We start from the raw sequence: 17,617 nt of genomic DNA, 5'->3' as shown, positions 1-17,617 counted from the left end.
CGCCGGCCGCGACGCGCGGCGTCGCTCAGGCGGCGCGCCGGCCGCGGCCCCGGCGCGCGTACCGCGGCGCGAACGCGCGGCGATTCAGCGCGCCGGCCCCCGCGCCCAGAGGCGTGAGCATCAACAGAATCGGGATGCTCGCCGCGATCAGCGCCGCCCCGCTCGCCCAGTGCAGCGCGAGCAGGTTCAGCCCCGCGTCGAGCGCGGGCGGGGATGCGGCGCCGGTAGCGAGCGCGACGGCGGTCGCGGCGGAGACGTGCGCGAGCATCCCGAGAGGAATGGTCGCGGCGAGCACGCCCACCACGTTCGTGACGCGTGAGAGGGCGAACCAGGTCAGCAGCAGAGCAACGGCCTGAGCGGCGGCGCCGGCCGCCCACACGGGCGACGTCCACCAGCCGGGGTTCGGCACGGCGGTGCCGAGCATCGCGCCTCCCAGCGTCAGCGGCACGCCCTGCCCGGCCCACACGAGCAGGCCGCTGAGCGCCGCCCAGACGGGAACGCGGCGCCGCGGCACGGACACGGCACTGGCCGTGCGCTCGCGTCGGGCGGGCGCGTCGAGCGGCGCCCAGTCGGGGTCGTCGCTGCCGAGCGGACGCGGCGGCTGCAGCGCCTCGACGCGCACGCCGGCGATCGAGAAGGGCGCGGCCAGCACGTCAACAACGCCCCAGGCGGTGTCGACGGGATGCGCGGGAAACTCCGCGTCGTCAGCGTCACGCGCGGACACGGGCGCGGGCGGGGGCGCGGTCTCGCTGTCGGCACGCTCCCCCGCCATGCGCTGCAATTCGTGCGCGGTGCGCGCGAGCGACACGTGGCTGGCACTGCCCTCCCCCGTCGCGCGCGCGTGCGAGATACCCCGCACGACGGCGGTCGCGGCCAGCCAGCCGGTCGCGTGATCGAGCGCCTGCACGGGCAGGGCAACCGGCGCGGCGTCGGGGGCGGTTTCGCCACGCGCGTCCGCGATGCCCGTGACCAGTTGCACCAGGCTGTCGAAGCCCCGACGCTCGGCCCACGGGCCGGTGGGGCCGTACGCGCTGACCTGAACCTCGACAAGCCCGGGGCGCAGGCTGGCACGAGTAGCGGCGTCGAGGCCGAGCGCGTCGAGCGCTCCCGGGCGGAGGCCGTGCACGAGCACGTGACTCTCGGCGATGAGCGCGGCCAGCGTCGCGGCGCCCTCCACCTCGTGAGCGTCGAGCCGGGCGCAGCGCTTGCCGAGAGTTATGTCGGGTTCGAGCGCCGGCTCCTCCCAGTCGGGCGGGTCGAGGCGCAGCACGTCGGCGCCGAGCAGCGCAAGCGCACGCGTTGCGACGGGGCCGGCAATCACGCGAGTCAGGTCGAGCACGCGCACGCCCGCCAGCGGCCGCTCGGGTGACCCCGCCGGCCATTCACGCTCACTGCGCTCCCCGCGCTCCACGGTGACGAGCGGCTGCTCGGCGACCGCGCGGCCCTGCGGATGCTCGGCCCACTCGTTCGCGGACCGCAACGCCGCCGCGCACCCGCCCGCCGCCACGACGGCCTCCTCCAGCTCGAGCGCCGACCAGCCCTCGACCGCTGCGGCGACCTCGTTGCGGTCGGGCTCGTGCGGGGGTTCCCCCTCGGGGACGACGCGAGACACGCCGAGGGCCTCCAACGCCGCCGCCCGATGAGCCGGCACGTTCATGTGCAGGCGCACCCACCGGTCGGCGGCGCGATAGTCGCCGCTCAGCGGGTGCCAGGGCGACGGCTGCGCCTCGCGCGGCCGCACCGCCCGGTCGAACCAGGCGGAGGCGAGGCGCGCGTCGACGAGCGGGGTCGCTTCGCCGCCCACCAGCTCGGCCACCGCCGTCGCGAAGGTCGCCACCGACGCGGACGCGAACGCCGACACGGGGAAGCGCGCATCGTAGGGTCCGTGGCCGATGATCGCGGCGCCGTGCGGCTCGCACAGGTCGGTCGGCATCGCCGGCGCGACCGCAGCGGGCGCGGCATCCGGACGCACCGCTCCGGCCGTCACCGGGCGACCGCCTCGGGGGCGGAGCGGGCGCGGAGGCGCACCGCGAGCATCCGCAGCACGAGGCCGACGGCGAGCAGGCACGCGGTGCCGAGGATCGACAGGGGCGGGAGCGCGGCAACCAGCACGACACAGCCGACCAGCCCCGCGATCGCGACGGCACGTGGTTGCCACCGCTCAGCCGGGGGCTGACGCAGGGCCGACAAGTGGGCGACGGCGTAGTAGAGCAGCACCGCCGCGCTGGAGGCGGCGACCAGGTGCGCCGGTTCCAGCAGCACGACGATGACGACCGCGAGCGTGGCGATGAGGCCCTCGGCAACGATCGGAGCGGACGTGCGCGGCGAGACGCGCGCGAGAAGACCCGGCAGGTCGCGCTCGCGCGCCATGGCGAGGCTCGTGCGGCTGAGGCCGGCGAGGATTCCGACCAGAGAGCCGAGACAGGCGATACCGGCGATGATGACGACGAGCGGGGTCCACGCGGGCGCGAGCACGTCGGCGAGCGGGGTGGTGCTGAGGGCGAGCCGGTTCACCCCCAGCGTCGAGATGAGAAGCACGGCGACGCTCGCGTACAGAACGAGGACGATACCGAGGGCGATAAAGATGGCGCGCGGCAGAGTGCGGCGCGGCTCGACCACCTCCTCACCCAGGGTCGCCATGCGCGCGTAGCCGGCGAACGCGAAGAAGAGCAGGGCTGCCCCCTGCAGCACCCCGTAGGGGCTCGTGGAATGCAGGATGCTCGTCACGGGTTCGAGGTCGGTTGCGGCGCCGCCCGACACCGTCGCGATGAGCACGACGGCGAGGCCGGTCAGCACCGTCGCCACGATCACCATCGCCACCCGCGCCGTCGTGCGCACGCCGGCCATGTTGAGCGCGGCAAACAGAACAATGAGGCCCACCGCGACGGGAGTCGGCTCCGTCGGGTACAGGTAGGCGGCGGCGATCGACGCGATCGCGGCGGCCGAAGCTGTCTTGCCGGTGACGAACAACCAGCCGGCGCTGAAGCCCGTCCAGGGCCCCACGTAGCGGCGGCCGAATGCGTAGGCTCCGCCCGCGACGGGGTGCGCCATTGCCAGCTGCGCGGAACTGAACGCGTTGAGGGTGGCGATGAGCGCCGCCAGCACGAGCGCGATGATCAGTCCGCCCCGCGCGGCGTCGGTCGCCGGACCCCACACGGCGAACACGCCTGCACCGATCATGGAGGCCAGGCCGATGCCGATCGCGCCGGGCAGGCGAACACGGCGCGCCAGGGCACCGTGGGCCGCGGGTACGGCGGTGGGGTGTGGCGTACTCTCGTCTGCGGTTTCGGGTTCCGCGGGCATGGGCTGAACCCTACCCGGCGCAGGGGCGAGCAGGGAGCGCGTGCCAGACTGGGCGCGATGAACGACGACCCGATCGAGCTGCGCGAGTGGCCCGACGACCCCGACCGCGACTCCAGCGCGGGCCTGTCACCGTGGGAGCGGCGCCGACGTGTCCTCCGCTGGGTGAGCATTGTGGCGATGCTGGCGCTCGTGATTCCGGGAGCGCTCGGTACGTGGTCGGTCGCGCGAAACACCGCCGCGCAGGCCTGCCGAATGGCGGTCGACTTCTATGCAGCACCCGGAGTGCCCTCTCGCATCGCCTTCGATCTCACCGACCCGCGGCTACTCGGCTGGAACTGTTACGCCCTGTCGCCCGCCGGCGAAGTGCGCATCGCTGTGCTCGGGCTTATACCGGGCCGCCCCAGCCTGGAACCTCGCACCGGAACCTAAGGCCTCCCATGCCTCACCCCTACCACCGGTTGACAGTCGGCTTCCTCACGCAGCACGGGAAAGAAACGGTCGTCGCCGCGGCACTCGAGGCGGAACTCGGTTGCACCGTCGCCCGTGTCCAGGGCTTCGACACCGATCAACTGGGCACATTCACCCGCGACGTCGATCGCGCAGGAACCCAATGGGAGGCAGCGCGGACCAAGGCCTTGACGGCCATTGAGCTGTCGGGGCATCCGATCGGGCTCGGCAGCGAAGGTTCATTTGACCGCCACCCGCTGCTCGGGTTCGTCAGCCACAACCGCGAGCTCATCATGCTGGTCGATCGCGATCGCGACATTGAAATCGTCGGGATCGCCGATGGGCCCTCACCGCACGTCCACGGGGTCGCCCGCACGGGGGAAGAGCTGGACGGCATCGCCGAGCGCGCCGGGTTTCCCACCCACTGGCTCGTGGTTCGCCCGAACGCGCTCGATGACCCGCGCTTCTGGAAGGGCGTTCGCGACCGTGACGAGTTGCGGCTCGCTTTCGACTGGGCGCGCGAGCTCTCTGACGACGGGGCGGTCGCCGTCGAATCCGACCTGCGCGCCCACGCCAACCCTCGACGGATGGAGCGCATCGCCGAGGCCGCTCGCGACCTAGCGCAGCGCGCAGCAGTGCTCTGTCCGGTGTGTGGATGCCCGGGATTCGGGCGGGTCGAGACCGTGCGCGGGCTCCCGTGCGCGGTGTGCTGGCTGCCCACTGCCATGGCACGCGCTCACGTGCACGGCTGCCCGCGCTGCGAGCACCGCGAGGTGCACGACATCCCGGGCAGAACGACGGCAGACCCGCAATATTGCGACGCCTGTAACCCCTGACCGGGGCGGTCGTCGTTCGTCGACCCGGGCGGTCGCCTCGCCGCGCCTACGCAGCGCCGTCGAACATCGAGGTAACCGAGCCGTCGTCGAACACCTCGTGGATCGCCCGCGCGATGAGCGGTGCGATCGGCAGCACGGTGAGGCGGTCCCAGCGCTTGTCTTCCGGCACCGGCAGGGTGTCGGTGACGACGACGCTGTCGATGAACTCGCTCTGGAGGATGTCGAAGGCGGGCGGCGAGAAGATCGCGTGCGTGGCGGCGACGACGACGCCGATGGCGCCGTTCTTCTTCAGAGCCTCCGCCGCCTTCACGATGGTGCGCCCCGTGTCGATCATGTCGTCGACGAGCAGGCAGACCCGCCCCTCGACGTCACCGACGATCTCGTGCACGGAGACCTGGTTCGGCACGAGCGGGTCGCGGCGCTTGTGGATGATCGCGAGCGGCGCCCCGAGCTTGTCGCTCCAGATGTCGGCGACGCGCACGCGCCCCATGTCAGGCGATACGACGGTGAGGGTCGAGGCGTCGAGCTGCTCGCGGAAGTGCCCGAGCAGCACGGGGATCGCGAACAGGTGGTCGACGGGCCCGTCGAAGAAGCCCTGAATCTGGGCGGCGTGCAGGTCGACGCTCATGATGCGGTCGGCGCCGGCGGCCTTGAACAGGTCGGCGACGAGGCGGGCCGAGATGGGCTCGCGACCGCGGCCCTTCTTGTCTTGCCGCGAGTACGGGTAGAAGGGGGCGACGACGGTGATGCGCTTCGCTGACGCGCGCTTGAGCGCATCCACCATGATGAGCTGCTCCATGAGCGCCTCGTTGATGGGGTTGGCGTGCGACTGAATGACGAAGGCGTCACAGCCGCGCACGCTCTCGTCGTAGCGGGCGTAGATCTCGCCGTTGGCGAAGGTGCGCGCGTCGGTTGGCACGACGTCGGTCTGCAGGTACTCGGCGATGTCGTGCGCGAGCTGCGGATGCGCGCGACCGGTCACGAGGACAAGCCGCTTCTGACCGGTGATCTTGATGCTGGCCACGTCGTGCTCGCCTTCTGCCGCCGCTGCGGCATTGGTACTTCTCGCCGGTCTTGGTGCGTTACTCGGGTGGCTTAGCTGTTGTCGTTCTGCTCGGCCGTGGCCTGCGCCGCTGCCGCGGCGTCGGCCGCCGCCGTGCCGGGCCGGTTGGCCGCGACCCACCGTTCGACGATCCGCTGCGAGGCGGCCGTCACGGCGAGCGCCCCGGCCGGCACGTCTTTGCGAACGACCGTTCCGGCGCCCGTGTACGCTCCGTCGCCAATCCTAACGGGGGCCACGAACACGTTGTGCGAGCCGGTGCGCACGTGTGAGCCGACGACCGTTTTGTGCTTGTTGACCCCGTCGTAGTTGGCGGTGATCGTGCCGGCGCCGATGTTCGAGCCCTCGCCGACCGTGGTGTCGCCGATGTACGACAGGTGCGGCACTTTCGAGCCCGCCCCGAGCACGGCGTTCTTCGTCTCGACGAAGGTGCCAATCTTGCCGTCCTCGCCGACGACCGTGCCCGGTCGTAGATACGAGAATGGCCCAATGGATGCGCGCGCTCCGATCACCGCGCTGGTTGCGTCGGTGCGCACGACCTTCGCATCCGCCCCGACCTCGACGTCGGTGAGGGTCGAGTCGGGTCCGACGACGGCGCCGGACCGCACGAGGGTCGCGCCGCGCAGCTGCACGTTGGGCAGCACCTCGCTGTCTGCCTCAATGGTGACGCCCCGCTCGATCCAGGTGGTGGCAGGGTCGTGAATGGTGACGCCGGCCATCTGCCAGCCGCGCACGATGAGCGCGTTGAGGCGGGCGGCGGCTTCCGCCAGCTGCACACGGTCGTTGACGCCGCCGACGAGCCACGCCTCCGCGACGGGAATCGCCGCGACCGTCGCGTCCTCACCGCGCAGCACGCCGATGACGTCGGTGAGGTACTTCTCGGCCTGTGCGTTGTCGGTGGTGACGTGCGCGAGCGAGCGGCGCAGAGCATCCGCGTTCACCACGTACGTGCCCGAGTTGATTTCGGTGACGGCGCGTTCTGCGTCGGTCGCGTCTTTGTGCTCGACAATGCGGTCGAGGGCGCCGTCGGATGCACGGATCACGCGCCCGTACCCCGTCGCGTCGTCGAGGTGCGCGCTCAAGACGGTCGCGGCGGCGTCGGCCGCGCGGTGGGCGGCGAGCAGCTCGGCGAGGGTGTCGGCGTCGAGCAGCGGAACGTCGCCCGACACGATGAGCACGTCGCCGTCGAACCCGTCGGGAAGCGCGTCGAGGGCGACCTCGGCGGCGCGCCCCGTGCCCGGAATCTCGTCTTGGTCGACGATGTGCGCCTCGGGCGCCAGCTCGGTGATTGCGGCGGCCACCTGCTCGCGCTCGTGCCGCACGACGGCGATGATGTGCGCAGGCTCGAGCGACTGGGCGGTGGCAAGAACGTGGCCGATGAGCGGGGTTCCGGCGATGCGGTGCAGCACCTTCGGGGTGCGCGACTTCATGCGGGTTCCGGCTCCCGCGGCGAGCACGATGACGGCGAGGCGCTGGTCGGTCATGCCGACCATTCTGTCAGCGCGCGCTCGTCCTCCCCGGATTCGTTGCTGCGTCACCCTTCGGGATATCATGACCATTTTGCCTCATCCACGGTGATGAGGGTGGGTCCGTGCAAGGAGAAGTGACGGCATGACGTCGGAAAAGATCTGGTTGACGCTGGCTGCGCGTCAGCGACTCGAGGCTGAATTGGTTCAGCTTGAGGCCGCCAGCCAGCCGAGCAACGCCGCAGTGGTGCGGGCGCGCGAGCTTCGCGAGCTACTGCGCAACGCCGTCGTCGGCCAGATGCCCGACGACGGGCTCGTCGAGCCGGGCATGATCGTGACGATCCGCTTCGACTCGGACGGAAGCGAGACGACATTCCTCCTCGGCAGCCGCACCCTGAGCGAACTCGACTCGAGTCTCGACATCGACGTGTATTCGCCGACGTCGCCGCTCGGTACCGCCATCAACGGCCACTACGTGGGCGACGCCGTCACCTTCGTCGCGCCCTCCGGCGAGCAGCGCATCAGCATCGTCGCCACCAAGCCGTTCGGGTGATGACATGACGCAGCCCCCTGCGCCGCGTGGCGGAGGGGGCTGCGTTCTGCGCGGACACTACGGCCCGGACGGTGACGCCCAGACGGCGATGCCGGGCTAGCGAGACTTGCGCGGCTTCACGACCGTGGCCCGCGCCTTTTCTCGCTTAAGCTCACGCTTTTCCTTGATCGTGAGCTTGGGCTCTTTTTTGGCGGAGGATGATCGGGGCGATTTTCCTGACATGGCGATTCACGCGTCCCTTCGTCAGCTGGCGTGTTTGCCCACCATAGCCAGACCGTGGCGCACCTTTCTTGCCCCTGATCAGGGAAAAATGCGAAGAGCATCCGTTTTCGCAGGAAAGATGTGATGGCTCAGAATCACGCCCAGAATCGGCCGCCGGGCGTGCTGACCGCGGGTCGCGAACCCTCGCAGCCTGCGGGCGCTCAGCACTCGACGACGTTGACGGCGAGCCCGCCCTCGCTCGTCTCCTTGTACTTGCTCGACATGTCGAGGCCGGTCTGCCGCATCGTCTCGACGACCGTGTCGAAGCTAATCAGGTGCGTGCCGTCGCCGTTCATCGCGAGGCGCGCGGCGGCGACCGCTTTGCCCGCGCCGATCGCGTTGCGCTCGATGCAGGGCAGCTGCACGAGGCCCGCCACGGGGTCGCAGGTCAGGCCGAGCGAGTGTTCCATGGCGATCTCGGCGGCGTTCTCGACCTGCTCGTTGCTGCCCCCGAGCAGGTGCGCGAAGCCAGCGGCGGCCATCGACGCGGCCGATCCCACCTCGCCCTGGCAGCCCGCTTCGGCGCCCGAAATGGAGGCGTTCGATTTGATGAGCGCGCCGATCGCGCCGGCGACGAGCAGGAACTCCTCCTGGGCCCGGGCCGGGCCGGCGGCGGCCGTGTCAATCACGTCAAGCGCGTGCCGCATCACCGCCGGGATGATGCCCGCCGCCCCGTTCGTCGGCGCCGTCACGACTCGGCCGCCGGCGGCGTTCTCTTCGTTGACCGCGATCGCGTACGCCTGGAGCCACTCGAGGCTCGTGTCGCGGGTCGGCGCGGCATCAAGCTCGCGCAGCCGCGCCGCCATGGCGGCGGCTCGACGCGTCACGTGGAGGCTGCCGGGCAGCGTGCCCGACTCGGTGAGGCCGGCGTCGATGCAGGCGTTCATCGCCTCCGAGATCGCCGCCAACCGGATGCTCGTCTCGGCCTCCCCACGGATCGCCGCCTCGTTGGCGCGCGCCAGCCCAGCAATGCTCAGCGCGTGCTGGCGGCAGAGCGCGAGCAGTTCGACCATCGTCGCGAACGGGTAGGGAACGCGCGGGCTTGCGGCGCGCGCGAGCGCGGCCGGGTCATCCCCGTCGTGCTCGACGAAGCCGCCGCCCACCGAGTAGTAGGTGTCGACGCGGAGGGGAACGCCATCCGCATCGAACGCGGTGAGGGTCAAGGCGTTGGGGTGGCGCGGCTTCAGCTCGCGTGGCGCGAAGCGGAGCCAGCCGTCTGAGAAGGCGACGGGGTGGGTGGCGCGCAGGGCGAGCATCCCGCTGTCGGCGTCGGCGGTCACGCGCGCGACGTCGTCGCGGGTGACCGTCTCGACGTCGCAGCCGGCGAGGCCGGCGAGCACGGCTCCGGGGGTTCCGTGGCCGACGCCTGTCGAGCCGAGCGAGCCGAACAGCACGCACGCGACGCGGGCGACAGTGTCGAGTTGGCCGCTGGCGGCGAGTTCGTCGACGAAGGCGCGGGCGGCGCGCAGCGGGCCGACCGTGTGCGAGCTGGAGGGTCCGATGCCGACCCGAAACAGGTCGAGGACCGAGATATAGGTGCGCTCAGCCAGCGGGGTGGCGAGGGCGACGGGGATGCTCACGGCGGCTCCTGGGGCTAGCCGGGATGCGGCGCCACGGGTGGGGCGCGCAGGGCCCGGACGGGCTCAGCGGTGCGCGCGGCCCCGTTGTGCGGGCGCCGTCGAACCGCTGGAGTCATTCTGCCGTAGGTCGTTCGTGGGCGCACGATTCGGGGGTGAGCGACGTCCGGGGCGGAACTCGACGATGCGGTGCCAATGGGTGACCGGCCCCAGAGCATCGAACAGTGACGCAAAGTGGGGATCGGTCTCGTGGGCGTCGAGCAGGGTTTCGGCGAACCCCGCGCTGGCCAACAGGTCGAACGTTCGACGCAGGCAACCCTCGAGCAGACGCTTGCCGGCCGAGGTGTCACGCGAGACCGTCTCGCCCGCGACGACCGGCCGACCGCCATCGATGAAGACGAGCAGTACGGCATCGATTGCGCCGGTTGCCGGAAGAGCGATCGACGAGAGGTGGGGGTCGATCTCGCTCCAAAGGTCCTCGACTAATGCTCCCCGTGCATCGGGCCCGACCGGGCGCCAGTCAGCGTGGGTCCACTCGTACATGTCGGCCCACGCCTGCTCGAGAGCGTCTCGCGGTACCGCGGCCGCCGGTGCCACGTCGTCGTGGGATCGCAGACGCACAGCGCGCGAGGTGTGAAACGTGTCGAGCGGGGCGCGCTTGATCGTGCGTGCGCCAACGGTCGCGGCGAAGCCGTGCGCGGGATCAGTCTCGGCGGCCCCCCCAAATGAAGGATTTGGCCGCGGGCTCCAAGTCGGCGAGCGCCTTGAGTAGCGCGGTTGCGATGCCTGCACGCCGATGGTCGGGCGCGACGACGAGGTCGACACTGTACCGATCGGGATGCACCGGAGACGTCCACATAGTCCCCGCACCGATCGGCTCCCCCGCCCCGTCTTGTGCGATGAGAGTGCGGGTGTGCTCATCACGCCAGCGGTCGGGCAGCATGCGGCGCCCACGCAGCCAGTCCGGCGCGAGCGACATGTCGTCCGTCGTAAGCGAGCGGAGAATCACGGGGTGGATGCCTCCCACGGATTGACGAAATCGACCCCCGCATCGTCGAAGTCCCTCACGTTCCGGGTCGCTAGGCGGTGAGAACCTGCCCGGCAGATCGCGGCGATCATCGTGTCCTCGACACTGACGACCCGACCGGCAGCCTCTCGCTGTGCTCGGAGCACCGCGAAGTGGTGTGCCGCCGTGACGTCGAATGCCAGAACCCGCTCGCCAGCTGCGTCAACCAATGCGTCAACAGCACCGAGAATCGCCGACCTGCGTTGACCCTCTGGCAGACGAAAAGCGCCAAACCTGAGTTCGGCCACCGTGATTGCTGTGGTGGCAACCTCATCGGCGTGACTCGCCAACCAGCGCATCACTCCCTCGTCGGGGGACGGCTTCAGCGTCTCAGAGAAAACGTTCGTGTCAACAACGATCACGGCAACTCAACCGGCCGTGGAGCAGTGCGCTCGGGCACTGAGAACTCGCCCCTCAGACTTTCCGTCGCGGCGACCCACTGGTTGACGAAATCGGGGCGCTGCACGGTTGCCTCCTCGAGGATCGCGCGCACCTCGGCCTCCATCGATCGATTGTGCGCGGCAGCACGCTGCTTGAGGCCGCGCCGAACCGGCTCGGGAAGGTTACGAATGGTGAGAGTGGCCATGACACCTCCTGCTAGCAATGCTAGCAACATCGGCCGACTGGCGAACGGGTGAGATCAGCGTCCGTTGCCTGGTCGCGGCGTACGGGCGCGGCACCCATACAGGGTCGCAGCGTCAGCATCGTGTGCGCAACACACGCCAATGGGTGCAGCACCCGTGCAACGTTGCAGGTGTACCGCAACGTTCGGCGTGTGTCGGGGCAGCGTAGGCCGGCGATGCGCGCAGCGCGTGCGCCATGGGCAGAGCCGGGATCGCGTCGCCCCGCGAGAGACGCCGAACCCTCGAAGCTCCGCCCCCAGGATTCGAACCTGGACCTAACAGCTCCAAAGGCTGTCGTGCTGCCGTTACACCAAGGCGGAACGCGCGCCGAAAACGCGCGGTGACCAGTCTGCCAGAGGCGGGGCGAGCATCCGGCGCAGCGCTCGTACCAGCGTGACCCGCGCGCCCTACGCGCGCCCGAGCATCCGCCCATCGCCCGCCCGCGATAATGAACCCATGACCGCCCCGGATGACGTCGACCGCATCGTCGACGCGTGGAGCCGCGAGCGGCCCGACCTCGACTTCACTCCCCTGCACGTGCTCTCACGGCTGACCCGCATCGGCCGGCAACTCGACCGCGCGCGGAAAGACGCCTTCGCGGCCTCCGACCTAGAACCGTGGGAGTTCGACGTACTCGCCGCGCTGCGCCGCAGTGGCGACCCCTACGAGCAGAGCCCCAAGCAGCTACTGCAGCAGACCATGGTGTCGTCGGGCACGATGACGAACCGCATCGACCGGCTCACCACCCGCGGACTCGTCGAACGCCGCACCGACCCGAACGACGGGCGCGGCATCATCGTGCGCATGACCCGCCTCGGGCAGGCCCGCGTCGACCGCGCCATCGGCGAACTCGTCGAACGCGAGCGCGCTCTACTCACGGGGCTCAGTCCGGCCGACCAGGAGCGGCTCGCCGAACTGCTGCGCCGCCTCGGCGTCGGCATGCAGGGCGGGGCATAGGCGCGAACGGGATGCACGGGGCCGGGCCGGCAGCGCGCCGCCCGTTTCGAAAAATCAGCCCTGGATGAACGGGATGACGATTCCGGCGACGAGGCCGAGCATCCCGACCGCTAAGGCGATGCCGCCGACAATCAGCATCGCGCGGCCGTCGGATGCGGGGTCGTCGAGGCGCGGCGAATCGGGCCGCAGCGGGTGAACCCAGACGGTGCGGGCATCCCCGACGGCGGGGATCGAGCCGGTGAGCGGCGCGATCGCCTCGATGACCTCGCGCCCCTCGCCGAACCAGCGCAGCCGGGCATCACTCTCGTGCACCGTCGTGATGACGGCCTTCTGCTGCTCGTAGCGCGACGCCCACACACGCCGGGCGATGCCGATCGCGAGAAACAGCACGCCTGTGGGCAGCGCCACCCACGCGAACACTTCGGCGATGAGGCTGGCGGCGTCGAGCGGGTCGGTCACGCCTTCAGGATAGGGGGCGGCCGGGATGCGCGGAGTGCGCTACGCCGTCGGCAGCAGCTCGCCGACGAGCGTCTGGACGCGGCGCCTGATGTCATCGCGGATCGGCCGCACCGACTCGATGCCCTGCCCGGCCGGGTCGTCGAGCTCCCAGTCTTCGTAGCGCTTGCCCGGGAAGATCGGGCACGTGTCGCCGCAGCCCATCGTGATGACGACGTCGGAGGCCTTGACCGCCTCGGTCGTCAGCACCTTCGGGGTGTTGTTGGCGATGTCGATGCCCTCTTCGGCCATCGCCTCGACGGCGACCGGGTTGATCTGGTCCTTCGGCTCGGAGCCGGCCGACAGCACCTCGACGCGGTCGCCCGCCAGGTGCTTCAGGTAGCCGGCGGCCATCTGCGAGCGGCCCGCGTTGTGCACGCACACGAAGAGGACGGTGGGCTTGTCGGGGGCGGCGGTCTCGGTCATGGGGTGGCTCCTGGATGTTCGTTGCCGGGTTAACATCGACGCGGATCGATACGTCGAGTACAGTCGAAACATCGACCGCTGTCAATCTCAGCCGGTCAGGGTGAACGGCGAGTGAACAGCGCCGCACCGGATCACGACCGCCATCAGAGGAGACCCGCCATGCCGAGCGCCACGATGCTTCCCATCACCGACGTCTCGGCATGCTGCACGAACGTCACCCGCGAGACCATCAGCGCCGAGAACGCCGAACTGCTCGCCCGCTCGCTCAAGGCGCTCGCCGACCCGGCGCGCCTGCGGCTCATCTCGATCGTGGCCGCGAGCGAAGGCGCCGAGGCGTGCGTGTGCGACCTGACCGAGCCGCTCGGACTCTCGCAGCCCACCGTGTCACACCACCTGAAGGTGCTCGTCGACGCCGGCTACCTCGAGCGCGAAAAGCGCGGCACCTGGGCGTACTACCGCCTGACCCCGGGCTCGCTCGACGCCGTGTCGTCGCTGCTGGCGACCGTGTAGCCGGCCACTCCACGCCACCACACCGAGCTCCGACGTGTCTGCCACCACGGCCGCACCTCCCCTGCCCCGCCGCCTCGTCGCCGAGTTCACCGGCAGCGCCCTCCTCGCCGCGATCGTTGTCGGCTCGGGAATCATGGCGACCTCCCTCACGCCCGACGTCGGCGTGCAGCTGCTGATCAACGCCGTCGCCACGGCATTCGGGCTCACCGTGCTGATCCTCGTGTTCGGACCGGTCGGCGGGGCACACTTCAACCCCGCCGTGACCCTCGCCATCGCGGCGACCCGCGGGCTCGCCTGGCGTGATGCGCCCGCGTACATCACCGTCCAGATCGCGGGATGCTCAGCCGGAGCCGTCCTCGCCAACCTCATGTTCGCCGAGCCCGCGATCAGCGTCAGCACCACCGACCGGGTCGCCCCCAACACCCTCGTCGCCGAAGTCGTCGCTGCCGCGGGCCTAGTGCTCGTCATCCTCGCCCTCGTGCGCTCGCAGCGCCTCGCGCTCGTCGCCCCCGCCGTCGGCGCCTACATCGGCTCGGCCTACTTCTTCACCGCATCCACCAGCTTCGCGAACCCCGCCATCACGATCGGCCGGATGCTGTCGGACACCTTCGCAGGAATCGCCCCCACCAGCGTCCCCGGCTTCGTCATCGCGCAACTCGTGGGGGCAGCGTTGGGGCTTACCTTGGCCGTGCTGCTGTATCCCCGGCGGGTCGACATCGTCGAAGAATCGCGCTCGGAAGCTGGGGCCGGAAGCAACACGGGGTCGGCCAGCACCCCGGCGGTAGTCGAGCCCGGCGTGGGGGCGGCACCGCCTCGTTAGCATCAGGGGATGGCGTTCTGGCGGCGAGCATCCCACCCTGACGGCGAGCTGCCGAAGAACGATCGCGGCGCCGCGAAGTTCGATGACTATGACTACGACCTGGTCCCGCGTAAGCGTGATGTGACGATGCGGCTGGCAGCGAGCGACCCGCACCAGGAACTGCTCTCGACGCTCTGGTCGGAGGTCGGCGACGACCTTGACTCGCTCGTCACCGCGACGCCCGCGCGCACCCTCGACCTCGAGCGGGTCGACGCGCCGATCGAGGTGCGCCTGTTCTCGGGCCGCAGCGTGACCGGCGTCGTCGGGCGCGTGCCGCGCGGCTTCGAAGGCGTCTACGACGACGCGGTGCGCCGACTGGATGATCGTGGCGACAAACCGCGCATCCCCGCAGGGCTTGTGCGCACCAAGGCAGGGTTCCGCGTGAACCTGCTCATCGGGCTGACCCGGTAGGACGGTCTCCGCGAGAGCCCCGCCGAGCAGATGCGGCGGTCTGGGCGCAAAGCGGCAGAACGAACCGGCGCACGGCGCCCAGAGAGCCGCGCGGCTCAGGCGAGGAGCTCGCCGAGTTCGAGCCAGCGCGTCTCGAGGGCATCGCGCTCGGACTCGACCGCGCGCAACGACTCGTGTAGCCGCCCCAGGCCCTCGTAGTCGGCGACGTCGTGCTCGGCGAGCTCGACGTGCAACTCGTCGACGCGGCCCTGCAGTTTGGCGAGCTTGCGGTCAATCGCCGCGAGCTCCTTCTCGGCGGCGCGGCGCTCGGCTCCGCTCAGCGCGGGGACGGATGCTGCGCCTGCAGCGCCGGCGCCAGACTGCGCGCCAGACACCGACGCGACGGTCGCGCGCCCCGCATCCTGCCCGCCGCTCGGCGCCGCGAGTCGCGCGGCCAGCCGCAGGTACTCGTCGACCCCTCCGGGCAGGTGCCGCAGCCGCCCCGCGCCGTCGGGCCCGGGCAGGATCGCGTACTGCTGGTCGGTCACCCGCTCGAGCAGGTAGCGGTCGTGCGACACGACGATGAGGGTGCCGGGCCACGTGTCGAGCAGGTCTTCGATGGCGGCGAGCATGTCAGTGTCGAGGTCGTTCGTGGGCTCATCCATGATGAGCACGTTCGGCTCGTCGAGCAGGATCAGCAGCAGCTGCAGGCGCCGCTTCTGCCCGCCCGACAGGTCGCGCACCGGCGTCGACAGCTGCGCCGAGGTGAAGCCGAGCCGCTCGAGCAGCTGGCCGGGCGTGAGCTCTTTGCCGCCGGCGACGTAGGTCGTGCGCTTCGACGCGATGACAGCCGACACCCGCTCGTCGGCGACGGCGCTCAGGTCGGCGAGCTGCTGGTCGAGGGTTGCCACGACGACCGTCTTGCCGCGCTTGACGCGCCCGGTGGTCGGCGCGAGCGACCCGTCGATGAGTTTCAGCAGCGTCGACTTGCCGGCCCCGTTGACGCCGAGGACGCCGGTGCGCTCCCCCGGCGCGATGCGCCACTCGACATCGCGGATGATCGTGGTCTCGCCGTACGCGACACTCACGTCGAGCAGGTCGATCACGTCTTTGCCGAGGCGCGTCGTCGCCAGCTGCGTCAGCTCGACCGGGTTGCGCATTTCGGGCACGTCGGCGATGAGCGCGTTGGCCGCCTCGATTCGGAACTTCGGCTTCGCCGTGCGGGCGGGAGCTCCGCGGCGCAGCCACGCCAACTCTTTCTTCATGAGGTTCTGGCGCTTCGCCTCGATGGTCGCGGCCTGCCGGTCGCGCTCCATGCGCTGCAGCACGTAGGCCGCATACCCACCCTCGAAGGGCTCGACGATGCGGTCGTGCACCTCCCACGTGTTCTCGCTGACCTCGTCGAGGAACCACCGGTCGTGGGTGACGACGACGAGGGCGCCCTGGCCGCGCGGCCAGCGACGCTTCAGGTGCTCGGCGAGCCAGGCGACCCCGCCGATGTCGAGGTGGTTGGTGGGCTCATCGAGAATGACGATGTCCCAGTCGCGACTCAGCAGCGCGGCGAGCGCCACGCGCCGCCGCTGCCCGCCCGACAGATCGTCGACGAGGGTGTCGCCGGGGATGTCGGGGACGAGACCGGCGAGAACGTCGCGCACCCGAGCATCCCCCGCCCATTCGTGTTCGGCGCGGTCGCCGACGATCGTGGTGAGCACGCTCTGGCCGGTGGCGAGCGCGTCGGCCTGGTCGAGCATGCCGAGGGTCACGCCGCGACGGCGGGTGACGCGGCCGGCGTCGGGCTCTTGCTTGCCGGCGAGGATGCGCAGGAGGGTCGACTTGCCGTCGCCGTTGCGGCCGACGACGCCGATGCGGTCGCCGTCGCCGATGCCGACGGTCACCCCGTCGAGGACGACGCGGGTGGGGTATTCGACGCGGAGCTGCTCGGCTCCCAGCAGGTGGGCCATTACGTCGAGCCTACGGCGGGCACCGGATGCTCGCTGACCGTCGGCGAGGACAGCCCGCGCCCCGCGCTCAGGCAGTCACCGCGTGAATGACCTGCTCGACGATGAGGACGACACCCATGACCACCATCGAGGTCGCCGCGACCGTGGCGACCCACCCGGCCGCTCCCGGCGCACGCTCGAACACGCGACGGGTGGCGAGCGACAGGGCGATGTAGAGCATCGAGCTGACGGCGACCCATGTCAGGCCCAGCACCGCCAACTGCACGGCGGGCGGCCACACGGCCCCGGGTGAGACGAACTGCGGGAACAGGGCGACGAAGAAGATGAGCGCCTTCGGGTTGAGCGCGCTGACGGCGAAGCCGGCCACGAGAGACGCTCGCGCGCTACGCGGCTGCCCGACCACGGCGATGGGGCCGGTCACCGGGTGAGCACCGGTGACGACCTCGAGAGGGCTCGTGACCGGCTGCGCGGCGAGGCGCCGGTCGACGACCATGCGTCGCACCGCAAGCGTGCCGAGCGCGATCAGGTACGAGGCTCCGACGATCGTGATGACCGACAGCGCAAGCGGGGAGGCGGCGATGAGGATGCCGAGTCCGCCCGCGACGACGCCCGACATGACGACGTAGCCGAGGGCGATTCCGAGCACACCCGCCTGCCAGGGGTGCTTCGCGGAGGCCTGCCCGATGACGAACGCCCAGTCGGGCCCCGGCAGGAACCACAGCAGCGAGATCGCGGCGGCAAACGCCGCATACAGTGCAAGATCCATCGACTGCCCGCCCCTCCTCTCGGCACGTGTTCGAGGCAACGCTAGTGCGGAGGGAGGAGTT

The 17,617-nt window shown here is 70.6% G+C and carries 20 protein-coding genes and 1 tRNA gene; 7 read left to right on the top strand and 14 right to left on the bottom strand.

Going from position 1 to position 17,617, the window contains the following annotated elements; translation table 11 throughout:
* Positions 1-25: 25 nt before the first annotated feature.
* Both EV140_RS04025 and EV140_RS04020 read right to left on the bottom strand, forming a co-directional pair.
* The gene (locus tag EV140_RS04025; RefSeq protein WP_130281336.1) at positions 26-1,987 is read right to left on the bottom strand and encodes a CoA transferase; all 1,962 of its coding nucleotides are present in this window, start codon (positions 1,985-1,987) and stop codon (positions 26-28) included.
* A complete protein-coding gene (locus tag EV140_RS04020; protein WP_130281334.1) occupies positions 1,984-3,303 on the bottom strand; it encodes an APC family permease in 1,320 nt (439 codons plus the stop codon). The genes EV140_RS04025 and EV140_RS04020 overlap by 4 nt, the downstream gene beginning before the upstream one ends.
* 57 nt (positions 3,304-3,360) lie before the next feature.
* Between EV140_RS04020 and EV140_RS04015 the strand changes: the two genes are divergently transcribed.
* Both EV140_RS04015 and EV140_RS04010 read left to right on the top strand, forming a co-directional pair.
* Positions 3,361-3,732: a hypothetical protein gene (locus EV140_RS04015; RefSeq protein ID WP_130281332.1), complete on the top strand. Its 372-nt coding sequence runs from the start codon at positions 3,361-3,363 to the stop codon at positions 3,730-3,732.
* A gap of 8 nt (positions 3,733-3,740) precedes the next feature.
* Positions 3,741-4,586, top strand: coding sequence for a DUF6671 family protein (locus EV140_RS04010; protein WP_130281330.1), 846 nt, complete (start codon positions 3,741-3,743; stop codon positions 4,584-4,586).
* Positions 4,587-4,632: 46 nt separating this feature from the next.
* On the opposite strand, the gene EV140_RS04005 is transcribed toward EV140_RS04010, so the two are convergent.
* Complete coding sequence (locus EV140_RS04005) at positions 4,633-5,610, bottom strand: ribose-phosphate diphosphokinase (protein ID WP_130281328.1); 978 nt, start codon at positions 5,608-5,610, stop codon at positions 4,633-4,635.
* Positions 5,611-5,681: 71 nt separating this feature from the next.
* The gene (glmU, locus tag EV140_RS04000; RefSeq protein WP_130281326.1) at positions 5,682-7,130 is read right to left on the bottom strand and encodes a bifunctional UDP-N-acetylglucosamine diphosphorylase/glucosamine-1-phosphate N-acetyltransferase GlmU; all 1,449 of its coding nucleotides are present in this window, start codon (positions 7,128-7,130) and stop codon (positions 5,682-5,684) included.
* A 127-nt stretch (positions 7,131-7,257) separates the two neighbouring features.
* On the opposite strand from glmU, the gene EV140_RS03995 reads away from it, so the two are divergent.
* Positions 7,258-7,665, top strand: a complete 408-nt coding sequence (locus tag EV140_RS03995; protein ID WP_130281324.1) for a GreA/GreB family elongation factor — start codon at positions 7,258-7,260, stop codon at positions 7,663-7,665.
* 422 nt (positions 7,666-8,087) lie between these two features.
* On the opposite strand, the gene EV140_RS03990 is transcribed toward EV140_RS03995, so the two are convergent.
* From EV140_RS03990 to EV140_RS03965, 6 genes are all read right to left on the bottom strand, one after another.
* Positions 8,088-9,506, bottom strand: coding sequence for an L-serine ammonia-lyase (locus tag EV140_RS03990; RefSeq protein ID WP_241971283.1), 1,419 nt, complete (start codon positions 9,504-9,506; stop codon positions 8,088-8,090).
* A 63-nt stretch (positions 9,507-9,569) separates the two neighbouring features.
* Positions 9,570-10,124, bottom strand: a complete 555-nt coding sequence (locus tag EV140_RS03985) for a hypothetical protein (protein WP_130281322.1) — start codon at positions 10,122-10,124, stop codon at positions 9,570-9,572.
* A gap of 82 nt (positions 10,125-10,206) precedes the next feature.
* Complete coding sequence (locus tag EV140_RS03980; protein ID WP_130281320.1) at positions 10,207-10,482, bottom strand: GNAT family N-acetyltransferase; 276 nt, start codon at positions 10,480-10,482, stop codon at positions 10,207-10,209.
* Positions 10,483-10,508: 26 nt separating this feature from the next.
* The gene (locus EV140_RS03975; RefSeq protein ID WP_130281318.1) at positions 10,509-10,931 is read right to left on the bottom strand and encodes a type II toxin-antitoxin system VapC family toxin; all 423 of its coding nucleotides are present in this window, start codon (positions 10,929-10,931) and stop codon (positions 10,509-10,511) included.
* Positions 10,928-11,155: a FitA-like ribbon-helix-helix domain-containing protein gene (locus EV140_RS03970; RefSeq protein WP_130281316.1), complete on the bottom strand. Its 228-nt coding sequence runs from the start codon at positions 11,153-11,155 to the stop codon at positions 10,928-10,930. Before EV140_RS03970 ends, EV140_RS03975 begins: the two co-directional genes overlap by 4 nt.
* A 285-nt stretch (positions 11,156-11,440) precedes the next feature.
* Positions 11,441-11,512: transfer RNA gene (locus tag EV140_RS03965), tRNA-Gln, on the bottom strand.
* Between the two features lie 136 nt (positions 11,513-11,648).
* Between EV140_RS03965 and EV140_RS03960 the strand changes: the two genes are divergently transcribed.
* Complete coding sequence (locus EV140_RS03960; RefSeq protein WP_130281314.1) at positions 11,649-12,149, top strand: MarR family winged helix-turn-helix transcriptional regulator; 501 nt, start codon at positions 11,649-11,651, stop codon at positions 12,147-12,149.
* Between the two features lie 54 nt (positions 12,150-12,203).
* Here the strand turns inward: EV140_RS03960 and EV140_RS03955 are convergent, their stop codons facing one another.
* A complete protein-coding gene (locus tag EV140_RS03955; RefSeq protein WP_130281311.1) occupies positions 12,204-12,608 on the bottom strand; it encodes a hypothetical protein in 405 nt (134 codons plus the stop codon).
* A gap of 39 nt (positions 12,609-12,647) precedes the next feature.
* Positions 12,648-13,070 carry an arsenate reductase ArsC gene (locus tag EV140_RS03950; protein WP_130281309.1) on the bottom strand — a complete coding sequence of 141 codons (423 nt, stop codon included), beginning with the start codon at positions 13,068-13,070 and terminating at the stop codon, positions 12,648-12,650.
* Between the two features lie 159 nt (positions 13,071-13,229).
* On the opposite strand from EV140_RS03950, the gene EV140_RS03945 reads away from it, so the two are divergent.
* The 3 genes from EV140_RS03945 to EV140_RS03935 are packed head-to-tail and all read left to right on the top strand — an operon-like array spanning position 13,230 to position 14,850.
* On the top strand, positions 13,230-13,580 hold the full coding sequence (locus EV140_RS03945; protein WP_130281307.1) for an ArsR/SmtB family transcription factor: 351 nt from the start codon (positions 13,230-13,232) through the stop codon (positions 13,578-13,580).
* A 34-nt stretch (positions 13,581-13,614) separates the two neighbouring features.
* Positions 13,615-14,400 carry an aquaporin gene (locus EV140_RS03940; RefSeq protein ID WP_130281305.1) on the top strand — a complete coding sequence of 262 codons (786 nt, stop codon included), beginning with the start codon at positions 13,615-13,617 and terminating at the stop codon, positions 14,398-14,400.
* Positions 14,401-14,409: 9 nt separating this feature from the next.
* Positions 14,410-14,850, top strand: coding sequence for a hypothetical protein (locus EV140_RS03935; protein WP_130281303.1), 441 nt, complete (start codon positions 14,410-14,412; stop codon positions 14,848-14,850).
* Between the two features lie 95 nt (positions 14,851-14,945).
* Here EV140_RS03935 and EV140_RS03930 read toward each other — a convergent pair whose 3' ends face one another.
* Positions 14,946-16,790, bottom strand: a complete 1,845-nt coding sequence (locus EV140_RS03930; RefSeq protein ID WP_130281301.1) for an ABC-F family ATP-binding cassette domain-containing protein — start codon at positions 16,788-16,790, stop codon at positions 14,946-14,948.
* A gap of 67 nt (positions 16,791-16,857) precedes the next feature.
* Positions 16,858-17,556, bottom strand: coding sequence for a LysE family translocator (locus EV140_RS03925; RefSeq protein WP_157985599.1), 699 nt, complete (start codon positions 17,554-17,556; stop codon positions 16,858-16,860).
* Positions 17,557-17,617: the final 61 nt, after the last annotated feature.

Source organism: Microcella alkaliphila (assembly GCF_004216855.1).
In the GTDB taxonomy this organism is placed as follows: Bacteria; Actinomycetota; Actinomycetes; order Actinomycetales; family Microbacteriaceae; genus Microcella; species Microcella alkaliphila.
Note: the sequence above shows the minus strand (reverse complement) of the source record. Positions and strands in the feature narration are given on the sequence as shown.